The 15,715-nt window shown below is 34.2% G+C and carries 8 protein-coding genes; all 8 read right to left on the minus strand.

Annotated features, from left to right (window positions below; translation table 11 throughout):
• Positions 1-352: 352 nt before the first annotated feature.
• Positions 353-1,063: a hypothetical protein gene (locus V7147_RS15280; RefSeq protein WP_335368701.1), complete on the minus strand. Its 711-nt coding sequence runs from the start codon at positions 1,061-1,063 to the stop codon at positions 353-355.
• Positions 1,023-4,205: a protein DpdH gene (gene dpdH / locus V7147_RS15285; RefSeq protein ID WP_335368702.1), complete on the minus strand. Its 3,183-nt coding sequence runs from the start codon at positions 4,203-4,205 to the stop codon at positions 1,023-1,025. Before dpdH ends, V7147_RS15280 begins: the two co-directional genes overlap by 41 nt.
• A 5-nt stretch (positions 4,206-4,210) precedes the next feature.
• Positions 4,211-5,092: a protein DpdG gene (dpdG, locus tag V7147_RS15290; RefSeq protein ID WP_335368703.1), complete on the minus strand. Its 882-nt coding sequence runs from the start codon at positions 5,090-5,092 to the stop codon at positions 4,211-4,213.
• Positions 5,089-7,641: a protein DpdF gene (dpdF, locus tag V7147_RS15295; protein WP_335368704.1), complete on the minus strand. Its 2,553-nt coding sequence runs from the start codon at positions 7,639-7,641 to the stop codon at positions 5,089-5,091. Before dpdF ends, dpdG begins: the two co-directional genes overlap by 4 nt.
• Positions 7,604-10,942, minus strand: coding sequence for a protein DpdE (gene dpdE, locus V7147_RS15300; protein ID WP_335368705.1), 3,339 nt, complete (start codon positions 10,940-10,942; stop codon positions 7,604-7,606). The genes dpdF and dpdE overlap by 38 nt, the downstream gene beginning before the upstream one ends.
• A gap of 229 nt (positions 10,943-11,171) precedes the next feature.
• Entirely contained in the window at positions 11,172-13,901 is a 2,730-nt protein-coding gene (locus V7147_RS15305; protein ID WP_335368706.1) for a hypothetical protein, read from the minus strand.
• The gene (locus tag V7147_RS15310) at positions 13,898-14,644 is read right to left on the minus strand and encodes a hypothetical protein (protein ID WP_335368707.1); all 747 of its coding nucleotides are present in this window, start codon (positions 14,642-14,644) and stop codon (positions 13,898-13,900) included. The genes V7147_RS15305 and V7147_RS15310 overlap by 4 nt, the downstream gene beginning before the upstream one ends.
• On the minus strand, positions 14,645-15,538 hold the full coding sequence (locus tag V7147_RS15315; RefSeq protein WP_335368708.1) for a tRNA-guanine transglycosylase: 894 nt from the start codon (positions 15,536-15,538) through the stop codon (positions 14,645-14,647).
• Positions 15,539-15,715 lie beyond the last annotated feature (177 nt).

Genomic DNA, 15,715 nt, shown 5'->3' on the forward strand with positions numbered 1-15,715 from the left:
AGTTCTCCAATCCTGACCTGGAAACAATTGACGCAGCCTTGCTAGCAGACGTACTGTTTCTGCCATTCGCGTACGAAACAATACTTCCGCTCCACCACCTATATGAAATTCTTGAATCATTTGCTTTTCAAACAACGCATTTATTAGGTCATTGAAATCTATATCCGCACCATGTTCTTCTATCCATTTTATAGCTAGTTCCTCTAGTTCATTTTCTGAGAAACCAGTTTCTACGTAACCCCAAGATAAAAATGTAGATTCGATTTCTTCAATATATCCTAAAAAATCTCTTATGTATTCNNCCTTTAAAAATCAAACTTTGTAGATTATTTCTACAAAGTTTGATTTATAATTATGATTGTATACGTATTTTAAAGAACGATTGTATTTTATATTTCTTTAACCAAACTAAGACTTCTGGTGTTAAATACTGTAGCGCTGCACCTTGGTGTGAGGAGGCACTACGTATAAATTTTAAAACTGTTGGTGGAACATCCTCTGTCCCCAGTGAATTCCACTCATTGATTAATTCTTCTTTTTTCTTTAATACTGACAACAATTCTTTTTCTTGTAATGGGAGAATCTCTTTTTGCTCTGAAATCTCCCGGTACAACCTTTTGATTTGAGATACTTTCCTTGAAAACGAAGGGATATTAACCATTATGTCTAACATTTCATTACTTATAGACGGGAGATCACTTTCTATATATTCCTTCCACTTTGCCTTAAGTTCCTCATCAATTTGAGATTTAACTGTCTCTACTTTTAGCGAAAGTTGCCTAAGAGCACCTTGCTCTTTAATCCATTCAGGTTTTTCATTAAATTGCTTTTGGAGATTAATGCAAAGACCATGTAAAGATTGAGTATCTTTTTCATAATCAAATTCACAAACGTTGTGCTTTCTCATTAGATTTAGTCTACTATACAGTTGGACAACTTTTCCTACTACATTTTGAAGTTGTTCTTTTCTAGTTGTATATGCTTGTATATAATCTTTTTCAAAACGAAGGATTCGTTTCTTGTCAATGAGTTGAACTAATGATTTTGCTCTCGTTTGAATCATTCGAATCCCCCCTCTTCATCTTATTCATTACGTCAATTAATAAATCAAATTGACTTTTAATATCTTCTGTTACGGTAGCAAGTCCTTTCGTTTTCTGATCTTGCTCAAGGTCTATTATATCTTTTTCTACTGAACGTAACGATTCCTGAAGGAAACGACTTGTACTTTCCACAAATGACTTAACTTTAAACATGCTTTCGGTATCCAAGTTACCTAACATTTCTGCTTTCTTAATGGTGTTTGACTCTTGCAGAATTTCTTTTATACAATCTCCCAATTCAATTAATGGTAATACTTCTATTTCATTTGCTAATTTAGAAAGTCCGTCTCTATCTCTTACTCCTCGTAATGAACCATCTTCACCTGCTGATTCCATAGCTTTTCGAAGATCTACTAATGCTTCCTTGATATTTAAGTCCTGACCAAAGGCCGCTTCCATTTCTGCTAACCATTGTCGCTTCTCAGTTAACTCTTCTTCTATTACACTTTCAAATGTCTCACGCATATGACGATATGTTTTTACAAGTTTACTAAATTCGGATATCGTCTCTGTAATAATATTACTTGAAAATTCACCCTTAACTAGGCTGCTAAGAGGGTACAGTAATTTTGAAGAATCTATTAGTTTAAAAGGTTTTGTTTGTCCCTTAAAAATACCAATTCGTGAAAATAAATGTTCTTTAATCTCCTTCTCATTTTGTTTAATTTCTTCCTGCAACCTCTTCCATGCAACTGAGCGGTAGTGGCTTGCCTCCTCTAAAGGATAAAATAAAGAATCAATACTCTTTACCGGGTTGTTACCTAAAGAACGCCCAGATAGTAATGACCCAATAGCAAGTGTCTCAGTCGCGATGGAAACAACGGGAATAGTTTGGTTGTTCTTACTTTTAAGATGATTAATCTGTGATAGTACATGTTTACCCCAACGATGTATATATCTTGTAAAGTATCGATAATATTGAGAGCCTTTTTCAAATTTCCAATGTTTATAATATTGATAGTAAAGAATAGCTTGAAGTACAATGGCTGTATCATTCAACGTCTCCTCCCCAAGAGGCAACACAAGCTGCACTATTGATGGAGTAATTGTAGTAGAACGTTCAAAATGTATAAACTTCGGTCTCCATATACCCTCATCTTTTAAAGAACCTAAGTGTAAAAGCTCACTATCCCAATCAATATAATCATTGATAGCGGAATATACACTTTCTCTTAATGTCTGCATAATATTTTGACGTAAAGAACCATCATTTTTCCACGTTTCTATTTGTTGAATCTGATCAAGTAAGCCCTCTGGTAACTTGTCTTTGAACTGTTCTAAAGAATTTGAGCCTTTTTTACCATCTATAACTGATACGTCTCTATTTTCATCTTTTTTGTTATTTTCTTTTACATTAATTGATGGGTTATTATTATGTTCTGTTCCATCTTGGTGTTCATTTTCATCCTCAACAGAAACTACGCTATCTAAAACTGAGAAATTAAATGCCTCATGTATTGTTTTTGGTAAATTCACGATTTCTTCACTATTAGTCCAAAACTCTAGCAATACTTCTCGTCTATCAGATGAAACAGTATCTAGGGCTGTCAATTTATTGATTTCTAATGCAGACAATCGATTTTTAGTCTTTTCCCCGAATCGTTGAAACATTGATGGTGGTGGAAATATCCCAGTTCTTATATGATTTGTATAATCTTCTAATGTTCTTCTAATAACATCTTTTATCATAGTACGTGGATTAAACTTTGGATTATCTTCTTTAAATAGACGACTATACATCGTAATAATTGCTTGTTTATTAAACGGATATAAACCTTTATCACTGCTATTGCCGAATGAACCATGGCATTTATCTATAAAAGGACACTCTCTTTTTTCACAAGCAGAAGGTAACTCTTTTTCTACGCCCGTAGATAACATCTCATTATACCAATCAATTATTTCTCTATCTGAGTATCGAAGTACATTTAGATACCTACTTACAAAGCTTTCCATATCATCACTTGTATACATGTCTCCTGTAACTACATCAAGTGAAACTTTTAATTCAACACGTGTTTGAACCGTATCTCTAAGATCTTCATAATATCCAGTGGTACATGCAATCGCAATACGCATATTACATAATTCTTTATTGGTTGCATTTTTTGCAGCGTTAGGTCGGATCAACAGGGCTTTAATTAATTGAGTATCAATACCTTCTGTTGCTGCAAAATCTTCGAATAACAAGACTAATTCGATGTCCTCTTTTTTCAATTCTGCTCTAACATCGTTAATCATATCAACAAGATCTCCACCTTGGAGATTTAACATCTTAATGATTGCAGAGTCAATATGCTTATTAATCCAATTGACAGCGTCTTCTTTCAATTCTTCGTCATCTAACAACTCTGCATAAATAGTTCTAGCATCACTACTAGCCTTCTCTAAATCTGTAATATTCGTAGGAAGGTCTTCTATTGTAAATCTTCGTCTATGTGACATTCTTTCAATTTTCTTTTTTGCTCCAATAACATGGTCGGTAATAGCATGGATAATTCCACCGTCTGCTAAGAGAATCTTTCGAAAAAAAGGATCATGGAAAAGAGCTGGTAGCATATCTCTCATATACTCTTCTTCTTCGGTCAATTCACGATCTTTGTGAGGACCATTAGGTCCTATCGCGATGGCTAGGTTGCCTAATAATGTTTCTCTAGCACTCTCTGGAGTTAATTCTTCATCTACTCGTTTTAACTTTTGACGATATTCGTCAAATTGTGAGCCTTCCATTCCATCAAGAATTAAGCTAATAATTTTTCGTAGGTTAGTCCCAAATCGTGGTATAAGTACAACTTTTCGTCTATCGTTTCTTGGAATTCGTGCAGATAGCCAGCGAATTAGATGTGTTTTACCTGTCCCTACATCTCCTAATACAGTTGCAAACATGTAATTGTCTCTTTTTAGAAAATCTTCTAAGAATTGAGACTCTGAATAAGGAACAAGGCTTGATTCTGCTATAGAAGAATTTAGTTCTCTGTACATTCTGATTGGAGTATGAGAGGCTAAAAAAATGTGATCCAGTACTTCCTCTGTTTCAGTTTCAAGAACACGTCCAATTACATCCTCATTCCAACAAACATACCCTTTCATCGTTTGAGCCAATTTCCTCACTCCTTCCTTAAATTACAAGAAATATGGGTATAACGTATTTCATTTCCACCATCATTGATAATCATTGTATCAGCATCTGCTTTTCTCTCCAACTTAATTACATCCTCTTCCTGAAGACGCAACAATGCGTTGGAAGTAACACTTGATAGATAATTCTCTTCCAATTTACCTACTTTGTATTTGTCAAAAAGTTCCTTTCGAAAAACGCCATTTTCAAAAACAGGAGAGTACTCTCTTAAACGCTCCATTAAGGTTGACATCGGTAAAGTTTCTGTTTCATTAAAGAGTCTAGGTAATAACCATTGAATATATAGGGTAGGATCTGGAGAAATTCTTCTATTAACTCCTTTAACTGAATATTGAATTGCAAAACGACAAAACAGTAGCCAATCTTCCAACTGTCCGTATTTCGCATTATTTCCACATCCTAGTTTATTTGGGCCAATTTGTAGGTCAAGTTTTTCAGAAAATTCATCCCATACTCCAGGAGCATCATGTATCTCTTGTGCTAAATACCACGCTACTAAACGTACAAAGTCATAATTCTCTTTGTTACTTTTAGAGAAAAATAGAGAAGAGATGTAAAATGGTAGAATCTTATCTCCTTTTTCCCTATCCTTTAGCTCTTCTGGTAGACCTTTAGACAAAGAAATATAGCCGACTTCATCCTCATCCAATAACTGCATATTTACCATCTCTTTAATCGTGTCTTTCACCATATCTAAATAACTATTATCATCTTTTTTCTGTATTGAATAAGGAGAAATAGATTTTTCTAAGTCTTCTCGCTTCATTTTTTGTTTATCTGTATATAGTAAGAAACGGTACACGCCTCTTACTCGACTTGGAGTAACATATGCTTCTCTAAGTACACTCATATTCCTACCTCCATTAAAAATTCTAGAAAATCCATGTGTGACAATGTTGTTATGTCACGGAATTTTCTTCCTGTTACATTCGGTTCTTTAATCTCATTTGGCAAAAAGAGAACAATTTTTTGGTTAGTTGAAGTAGTATTAAGCAATCTTCCTACCGTCCTGTTGAATTCTTGTGAAGGTGGATGTAATAAAACCGTTGGTATACTGGGTAAGTCTGATACCTTTGATACATTATCTAGATATGTTGTAAATACTACTTTTTGATTAAACAATCTCTTATCATCAATAAATATTTTTAGCATTTCTTTATCTCCAACTAAATGCTGAAATCCTTGTTCAACAAACCAACGAATCGTATTTTTCCATTTTTGCTGAATTCTTATATCTAATTGTTCTAATTCCCTAGGAAGTGAATGAGAGTAGAATATAATAAAAATATTTTTATTATGCAAGAACTGGCCTATCATCCAGGAGGATTCTTTACGCTCTTCATCCCATTTTACTGGTTGGCACTTTACACTAGGTGGAATGATGAAAGGTTTTTTTTTCTTACGACATACCGGACAACCTCCACAAGTCTTCGATACTTTTGCTTTGTCATTATAGGGGTTTTCACTTTCATGTCTTTCGTTATTAATTGTATATAATTCTGAAAAAACCTTAGACGCGCATACTTCTTGTTGTAAAAAAACATCCATTAGTTCTAAACTATTTCGATCAGAGGAACTCGTTCTTCTCCGGAAGGGTTGAATCATTTCCTCCCATACAGATACTTGTAAATGATTTTCGTTCTTTATTTGAATAAGTCGATAATCATTCCCTATATACTCCTCATCTTCTTTATGTTCTTCCCATAAAAAGTCAATTAGGCCAGATTTACTCATTAACAAAAGTGTACGTATATTCCACGCCTTGTTTTGCTCACTGCCCATGTCAATATCATCTTCTTGATAACTTGGTGCTATTGTAACTGGAACCTTATATTGGAGCGGTTTACCTTTTACAGGAATTTTATTTTGGAACATTCTACTCCAACGTTGTATACCACGCTCAATTCCAATAATAGTTTTTCTATTCAGGCCCTCTGCTGTTTTTCTATCTTCATTTGTATATAAAAGTAGAGAAAGACAAGTTCGACCGTCCCTTCCTCCTCTCCCTACCTCTTGGTAAAAGCGGTCGAGGTTTTCAGGGATACAAGCATGTACCACAGCACGAACTTCTGATTGGTCTACTCCGAGTCCAAAAGCAGAAGTGGCAACCACGATATCAATATTTCTAGCCTGCCATTCTTCTATAATATTTTCACGATCTTTATTCTTAGTTTTCCCCGTCATTAAACTTGCCCTACTATAACCGTACTCCTTTAAATATTCATAAACTCTTTGTGCATCTTTTACTTTTGATGTATAAATGATAAGAGGTCTAGGAAGATATGAAACTGCTTCCAAGACCCTAGCCAATCTAACTTCCTCAGTTACACATGCAGATATCCAATATTCTGGTTCGGGTCTAAGTTGGACGGCTGAGAACATACGAAGTGGTCCTGGTTTACCATACATCATGTTTAAAGTATCTAAACAATACTCCGTTATGGTTGCAGATAATAATAATGTTTTAAACGACTCTTTCGACTTTTCTAGGAGGAACTGTCGAAATCCTGATATTTCTTGAAAAGCAGGCCTGAATTCGTCTCCCCATCCACTGACCATATGTGCTTCATCGATAATAAAATACCTCAAAAATCCTCTATCTGCTGCCACCTGAAGAGGAACATTTAGAGATGTAAGCAAACTTTCAGGAGATGTAAAGACAATGGTTTGTGTGCCGTCAATGATACTACTTCTTATTACTTCATTTATATGCTTTCGGTCTTCTCCACTAACATAAGCAGTTGGAAAATCTACAAATTCATTCATAGCTCTTTCTTGATCTATTGCTAGGGCAACAGTAGGAACCACTACTACTGTTACCCCAGATAAATTCTTCTCTAATAAAGCAGGGAGTTGTGCACAAAAACTTTTTCCCGTTCCGGTAGGTAAATTTATAACCAAGGAAGACCCTTTCGGTGCTGTTAAAATAGAACGTATTGCATCCCTCTGACTCCGAGTACGATACGTTGTTCGATGAGCAACCTGTAGAAATGGGTCTCCAGGCATTGGTTCAAACTTGTTTCTTTTCGGTAATAGTGAAACAAAGTGATCAACAGCATAATCGTGTTGCTCTAACCAAATAGGTCTCCATGGTTTTGCTTCAATAATCATGCCATCTTGTTGTTCAACCGTTACTGTTACTCCAAATGCTTCCCACTGCAAGTTATTTGGCCAATTAGTGGTATTAGGAACTCTCAATCTCATAGGTACTTGTTGTTTTTCTGATTCATATCGTAAAATTGCTCGAATAAGTACTGCTAAATCTGATTTCCCTAATGAATCTCTCTGCTGGAAGTAGGCTTTGACAAACCGTTTATAATAGCTATTTTCAAAATCATCGGGGGTTACACTAGGATTCTTTTCAAATAGTACTTCTCTTATGCGCTGAAATTCTTCCATGTTTTTCCTCCAATTCTCTCCCTGTTAGTACAATAAAGCCTATAGAATCTAAGCTAATTCTTGGATGAAATACACCTTCTTGTAGTGCTTCTTGAAGGCTTCTTTCAAACTCCAAGTCATTGCTAGTTTGTGTAGACTCCATACCAGTGAATTCACCAACTTGCAATCTTAATTTCAATTGACTGAACACATAGTCATGCTCGTATTTGGCTTGTTGAAATCGTTCCTCACATAACTTTACAAATGTTTTATTTGTTTTTAATTGTTCTTTAGATTGCTTACAGACTGTTTCAATTGTTTCAGACCAATATTGCTCAGGGATAAATTCGTTTAATAAATTTACTTTATCTTTTGTAATATTCCAATCCATTCCACCTTCTGATTTCTTAAAGAATGATAAAGATAATTCAGTAATATATGATGAATCTGTAATCTCATTACCATTAATATCTGTATACACAGTTTTGAATGTAGGTGGAAAATAGTAATCTAGTTTTCGCTGAAGGGCTTTTTCGTCTATTCCTTTTTTCCCAAAAACTTTGATAACATCCTGAGCATACGAAATATCCCCTTCAATCTTATAATTTAAAACAAAAGATAGTACTTCGGACCCTTCATTAGTGTCTACCACATTACTCTGTCGCCATATTGCGAAAGTTTGTCCACGGTCATCCCAGTGAATATAATCTCGTAACGACTCAATGAATGGGTTACCTATCCGATACAAGTTACAATCTTTATGGTAGATTACTTCATCTCGATCATAACATCCTGGTCTATCTAACACGTACGTGATAGGTAATAAGTAATTTAAAGGTACCAAGGTTCCTCTTCTTGGTTTATAAAAATACGTAAATGGAGATTGTTTATTTTGAAACTTTTGAAACTGTAGCGCTTCACAGACCCAAGGGTCAATACCATCCTCTATCTTTTCAAAATCTTCTTCATATTCTTTTAACGTTTTGTAAAAGATTTCAGCAGACTTTGACTTTGTGTCAATTTCATCTAAAACATGCTGCTCCGCAAGTCTTACTTTTTCTTGTTGTATTTGTTCCTCAATAGTTTCTTGAATCGCTAGAATTCCTTCTACCCCCTTAATGTAGAACTCTTTACGGAGATTTTTCATCATCTCTTCAATAAAAAATTGAAAGGAAGAAATTGAATGGTGAAATACCTTTAATCCATCTACTAAAAAGTTATACCACGCATTAATTAAAGATTTCGATTCCTCTGTTCCACCTAAAAGATAGGTTTTATATGGCTTATCTCTTCCAATACGATCTAATCTACCTACTCGTTGCTCAATACGATTAGGATTTAATGGTAAATCAAAGTGAATAACTATATCTGCAAATTGTAAATTCCGTCCTTCTTCACCTGAAGCATCACAAACTAAAATAAAGCAATCATCTGATGTACGGAAAGAGTCTACTTCTAATTCCACGTCCTCCTTATTCATAGCTCGGTTATAAGATGAAACAGAATTAAAACCATATTCATTATGAAGAAATGCCGTAATCTCGTTTGCAACGACTGTAAAATTCGAAAAAATCACAATCTTTGGTGGCGTTTTCTTTTTTTGTTTTTCTTGGATTTTTACCATTTGTATAAGCATAGACAATAATTCTAGTTTGTCTCCATCTTCTGAAGGCTCATCTACAATTCTAAGCAATTGTCTAATAATTACTTCCTCATCGGTAAAATGCGGTGTTTTCGTTATTAATTCAATCTTTTCCGCTGTATACTCTTCTTTAATAAGTGAATCTGCTTCCAGTTCCAAACGTGAGATTAATACTGCTTTAAGAAACCTTGTGCTTCCACTTACTGCTTCAAATAATAGAAAGTACAATAAGGATAGCGGAGAAACTTGAGAGTCCTCTTTTCTCCAATAATCCATCTCACTCGCCCAGGCTGAATTTCTCCATTCATCAAGTACACTCATAATTTGGATTGACTTTTCATAATCTAAGTCATATTCACTTTTAAATGAAATTTGCTCTGTTCCTTGGTCCCTTCCAAATAATAGTTGGTCTCTTACTGCACTCCTTCTATTCGTCAATAAACGACGATGTAGACGGTATGTTTCTGAAAGATGTACACGAATGTCACGTATATATTGCTTCCTTTTTTCCTCTTCATGAACGTCCTTTACTATTAACCGTTCTAACTTATCAAGTAATTCTTTGAGCAAATAGTCTTGTGGAAAAAAAGTAGATAGCCTTTTAATAGAACGACGAATCATAAAAGGTCGTGTCTCTTCATGGAACGAAAGAAGAAAACGTCCCACTTCTTGGCGCTTTTTTACTCGATTTGTAAATTCATCTAGGTCATCTAAAACATAATGGTCAGGGTCGATTAAATGAAGCATTGAAAGGAATTCTTTTTCATTATTTAAAACAGGAGTTGCTGATAATAATAGTAATCCTGCAGAAGAATGAACTTTCTTACAAAGGTCACGGTAAAGTTTACTTTTATTCTTGTTAGTCGAAAAAGCAAAAGAAGCGATCTCATGGGCTTCATCAATAACAACCATGTTATGGTGTTTGTTCAGAGCAGATAACTTCTCTAGTTCATCTGTTGATAACCAGTCTATTCTATCGTCAAAGTCATCAATTAAAAATCGTTGGTCCATTTCCACATGCCATTGATCCCATAAGAAAGGTGGTACAATAATTAAAACATTTTGGTCAGGGTTATCAAGTAGAAATTGACGAACAATCACTCCCGCTTCAATCGTTTTCCCTAGGCCAACTTCATCAGCCAAAATATATCGTTGAATAGGATCTTCTAAAACTCGTTTCACCACTTCAATTTGGTGTGGTAAAAGTAGGATATTAGAAGACAATAGCCCATCCATTCCCCTTGAAACACTTCGTTGTTCCATCAATGTTTTCATAAATACTGTTCTACGTTTGTTAAAAAATGCTGTCTCATGCCCTCTTAATTTTAATACATCACTTGGATCATGAATTGGTATATTACACCTTACATAAAGGAGTTTTTCATTTATATATATTGAAAAGGTGTCTGGGAAGTCAACTTCATATTCTCTATCTACTAAATTTCGAATTCTTCCAATTTGCCAGCGTTGTACACTCTCATTATAGTAATAACAACGAGTTTGTTCATGCAACCTAGTAACTTTAATATCTTTAATACTAGCAGTAATCTGTTTACGATCCGCAATAGAATAAAAATACTCAATAGTACAGAACTGGCCATTTAAACTTATATCAACTACTTTACCTATTCCCATCTTATTATTTTTGCATTTTACAAAAGAACCAATTCCTAAAGTCATATTAAAAATCTCCCTATTCTATTGGACATATTTAGATATATTTTAACATATTTTTTCATTATTTTGGTATTTCAAAAATATGATTACTATATAACCTGGTAACTTCGACCTATTCATACTCTTGTTATTATAAGTAACTAGAGTCTAAAGTAATAGTTAACTAGGTTTTAAATAAACCTAGTTAATTTACAATAAAAACAAAAAAAGCTAGCGTAAGCTAGCATCCCCTCTATTTCCTCATATTAACATTCACATGTACATAGTCAAATATTTCCGGGTTAATTTCCTCCATATCTCGGAGTATTCCTTTCCAATGTTTTTTCGGAAGTTGCGTTTCTCCTTTTTCTAATAGTCTCAATAAGTGTTTCCTAACTTGGGTACGGACATTTAAGTTGTTTTTTAAGTACTTTTCCATCATTGTGAGGTCCAGGCTTTGTAATTTACTGTTTTCTTTATTAGTCATTAGCGGAAGAAATTTTCTCATGTTTTCTACATAGGCTTGTTCCTGTTGAACCTTTGTGATGAATTCTTTATTGTCTTCTGTTGATAGCCAGGAGATGATTTCATCTAGGTGAATCATGTCATCTAAAGTAAGTGATGTTTTATTGCTAACCGTTTCAACCCAACTCAACTTTTCGGAATTGGAAATGTTATCCAATAACTTTTGTAGTAACTTAATCTCATTTACTTTTTGAAATACTACTGGTTGTAATTCCTCTAAATATTGACTAACTGATTTTTGTAATTCAACTAAAAACATTTGCAAAGGGAAGTTCTTTATTTGAAATTTATTTAACTTTTTAGAAGGCATAAGGGTTAGAAACTTTTGGCTAAAATCTTCATTATGATTCAAGCTGTCAATTGCATGAAAATCAATGATATTATCACGAAGGCTGAACCAATCGAGGAACAAGTCCTCAGTTACCTCAAGATAGTCTTTTTTAATTGGGTTCTTTACGATGCTTGTCCACTCACTTTGTCCAAGCCTACTGACCTTGTTTATAAACATTTTCAACAAAAATGCAAAATTACTAACGCTATAACCTATGCCTTCTTCTAGTTCTGTTATCCATTCATCCTTTAACTGTTCTGTTTGGTATACCCAATCTGCTATATTTTTATCATTTGCAACTTTCGCAAACATATCGCTTCTATCCTGCATTTTTAGTTGTTGAAAATTAGCAATTTGAAGTAAGTTTATATTTTTATCGATGAAAATCTGGGTGTTGTTCCTTTCTGAGAAAGAGATTGGGTACTTATATCGATTCACTACTTCCGCTCTCTGGATAGCAGCTGTTGATTTAATCGCTCTAGATGTATGTTCTTTAGTAATAAATGTACCTTTCACCACTTCATGTACAATGGTTGCCACTCCTGTACGCACAGGCTCTAATAGCTGTTCTTTAACTTTGTTTCCTTCGATCCAATCGCGAATGTGTTCAACCACAACATTTTTCTTTTCAATAATATGTTCCTCAATGGTGACCTCTTTATGAATTTGAAGATTCTTTAATTGTAATACAATATCATCTAGATCATATTTAAAGTGTTTTACCAGTGAAGCAGTAATCACATGATTGGCTTCATTAGGATGTGCGTACATTTCACCCAAAATTTTAACTAGTTTGTCCTCATGTTCAATAAAGACATCTCGATTTAGGTAATGAGCAATTTTTGTTGCAGCCTTCGCCTCTCCCTTGACCAAAAACTGCAGTATCTCCCTTGAATTCAATATCAAATACCTGAGGGTTCCTTTTCCTTTTGGAATTCCATCATAGACTCTGTTGATAAGCGGCATGCTAAAAGGTAGTAACTTCAAGCCCTCAGCAGAATCATCCTCTAATAATGCTCCACAAGAATTTGCGTGGGGGCAACTAGTTGAACAAGCAAACCCATTTGCTTCTTTTAAGCCTACTAAATATTTTTCCATATAGGTTTGGGCTTGTTTTTTATCAAGTGTAAAAAAGTTCGAACCCGATTCATCTGATAACCACAACTTCTTTACACGGTCATCAATGGTATCCAAGTTCTTAATTCTACTTTTCAGATCATGGTCAAAATCTTGTCCCTGCTCAACACCTGGGGTTAAACCAATGATGACATCCCAATTGCCGTCTTCAAGTGTAATAAAGTAATCAAGTAGGTCTGCTGCATATAAATTAATGGATTGGACTAAATCGTCAATTAACAATACAGGACGGATGTTTTTTTCCAACAACGTGTTTGACAATTCTTTAAATATCGTCTTTATATCTGTTCCTTGAAACAGAAACTGGTCAAATTTTTTAAGTAAAGAGTCGCGAAATTTGTGATAATGAATGTCTATCCCTATTGATGTACTCTCAATTAAATTTTCATACTCTTCTTTTGTAATGAATTCTAACGGCTTTATAATATGCCCGTCTTTAATTTGCTTTGTGAACTCTAAAATATTCTTTTCTATTACAGGACGAAGTAGCATCGCAGCTGGTACAATAGAATCATCACTCTCAAAAAACTCTGATATTGTTGTCCAAACCATTTGATTAATAATGGAAATAGGTTTCGTCAATAAGAGATTCCATCTATTCTCATCAATTATTAAGTCTCCTAATTCAAATCCAATTGATTCATAACATTTTTTTACCAAAATTTGCGGGTTTAGTTCAGTCCTAGAAATCCTAATAATTGGACGTGACTCATCAGGGGTCCACTGGTCTCGAAGCCAACATAACAATTCAGATTTTCCAGAACCCGTTGATCCAAAAATCACATAAACACGATTACCAAAGTCTTTCCCTTCTTCTAATTCTTCAAGTAATTCAGATTCCGTAACGCTTTCAATTAGTTGGTTTTTATAATACCTGTTTAACGTTTGAGGGAAATGAGTCTTTCTAAAAAAATCTTTTGAAAAATTGTATCTTTCATCTGCAGTACCATATAAGAAATTAATGCTTTTCTTGGTTATACAAGGAATCATTCTTGGTTACCCCCTACCGTTATCCAGTTCCACTGACCTTTTTCTCCATAAGATAAGTAAGGTAAATCTTGCTTTTTTGTTAGTGTTGCAACTCCTGTTTTTCCTAAATGTAAAATGCCATAAAGAATACCATTAAAAATAGTACCATTGGAAATACAAGGGATTACCGGATGAATTTTCTTTTCAAAAAACAACTGTAACGGTCCATCCCATTCCCCTATTTCTTCAATAATATCTTCAATTAAATTTGTGTGAGGCAGTGCATAAAACCCACCGTAGACTCGGTAGCCTAATCGTAAATGCTCCATGATTCTCTTCCATGCATTTACCTTTTCCTGGCTAATCGCTAATTTCTCATAGGTTAAGTTTGCCTCATAATATAAATCTTTTATATACATTCGATTTGGGATAACAAACATCTGATAATACATAGTAGAGAAAATATAGTTTGGACCAGTTGGGTCTTGGTTAACATCTGCTATTTCATTTAATCGTTTTACTATTGTAAGTTCCCTTACTTGATAATTATTTATAAGTGGCCATATGCCCTTTTTCTTATCGATTTCAATATACCTAAGATTTAATAAGAAGTTTAGGGCTGCATCAACCAGCGAGGAAATATCTCCTTCAGGTTGATATTGATAGTTTTTAATTAGGTCACTTTTGTGTATCCCCGGGTACTTTTGAATTGAATGAAAAATAGCACCGATTTCAGGTCCATAACAAATCTGAAACAACGACATCTACATCACTCCTTCACTTTGCTTTATTTCCTCAATTGTTTTTGCAAGGTGATAATAATTATGAACAGAACGTAATTTCATATAATCTCGATGGCTTATATTTAGAATGTCTTCAGGATTCTCAATACAGGCTGGGCATTCACAATCAAGTGGTTTGTCAATTCGTTCTTGGGTACGAGTCACATTGGATTTAGAAATCAATAATGTTCTAAATGGATTGCTATAAAAGATTTGATGAAAAGCAGCAACCATAGTTGGCCTACTTGAGTCAAAAGAAGCCATTTTAATTTTAGCCATCTCTCTCATTTGGTTAATTCCTGTGACTCCAAAGATATGTAAATTTTCCGAGCCAACTTGTTGTGCTACAAACTTTATATATCTTACTTGTTCTACTGGATTCCGTGCTAACATCGATCCAAGTCCGAAACGTTTAAATCCTAGTTTCTTAAGTTCATGAATACTAAAAGTAATACTTGGAAAATCATATCCTTGAATAACTCCCATTAATGAAACATTGGGAGGTAGATCATATTTTTGAAGTAAATTAACATATTCGTAAGCATTAAATAAAGTTTTTTCAACTGCTGAAAACTTATCTGAGAGTGTTGGTTTATCAAGAAGAGGTTCATCTAGATGGACAAGTTGAATGGGAATATCCTGTGGGGCAGAATCTATGATGTAAAATTGGGTATCTAATATATCCCTTAATTTGAACTTTCCAGGATTTTTGGAATAAAAAAGTGCGCCGGAATCAATAATAAGTTTCTTAGGCTTCTTTCTAAACCTTTTGATTCCATTCTTATTATCAGGGATAGCTGATATAAGCATGCAGCAATTATCAAAATACTCACAAAAAATCGCATCACTATGTGACCAACTTATATAAAAATCCATTTCACCATCTCCTTCCTAACGTGATTCTACGTGATAAATTGATTATATCATTAATATTTTGAATAGTATATTAAAAAAGCCTCTTAATCAGAGACTTTTTTGGTAATCTATCAAAATCTTATACGTTGTTTCTAAATTCTCCTTAGTCGGATAAAATTTCCTTTTTCCGCTGTATAC

It is taken from the genome of Bacillus sp. JJ1521, assembly GCF_036965165.1.
In the GTDB taxonomy this organism is placed as follows: Bacteria; Bacillota; Bacilli; order Bacillales; family Bacillaceae_L; genus Ferdinandcohnia.

Excerpts from the sequence above, each read along its gene's own strand:
- V7147_RS15280 (WP_335368701.1), bottom strand. The coding sequence starts at position 1,063 with ATGATTCAAACGAGAGCAAAATCATTAGTTCAACTCATTGACAAGAAA.
- dpdG (WP_335368703.1), bottom strand. The coding sequence starts at position 5,092 with ATGAGTGTACTTAGAGAAGCATATGTTACTCCAAGTCGAGTAAGAGGC.
- dpdF (WP_335368704.1), bottom strand. The coding sequence starts at position 7,641 with ATGGAAGAATTTCAGCGCATAAGAGAAGTACTATTTGAAAAGAATCCT.
- dpdE (WP_335368705.1), bottom strand. The coding sequence starts at position 10,942 with ATGACTTTAGGAATTGGTTCTTTTGTAAAATGCAAAAATAATAAGATG.
- V7147_RS15305 (WP_335368706.1), bottom strand. The coding sequence starts at position 13,901 with ATGATTCCTTGTATAACCAAGAAAAGCATTAATTTCTTATATGGTACT.
- V7147_RS15310 (WP_335368707.1), bottom strand. The coding sequence starts at position 14,644 with ATGTCGTTGTTTCAGATTTGTTATGGACCTGAAATCGGTGCTATTTTT.
- V7147_RS15315 (WP_335368708.1), bottom strand. The coding sequence starts at position 15,538 with ATGGATTTTTATATAAGTTGGTCACATAGTGATGCGATTTTTTGTGAG.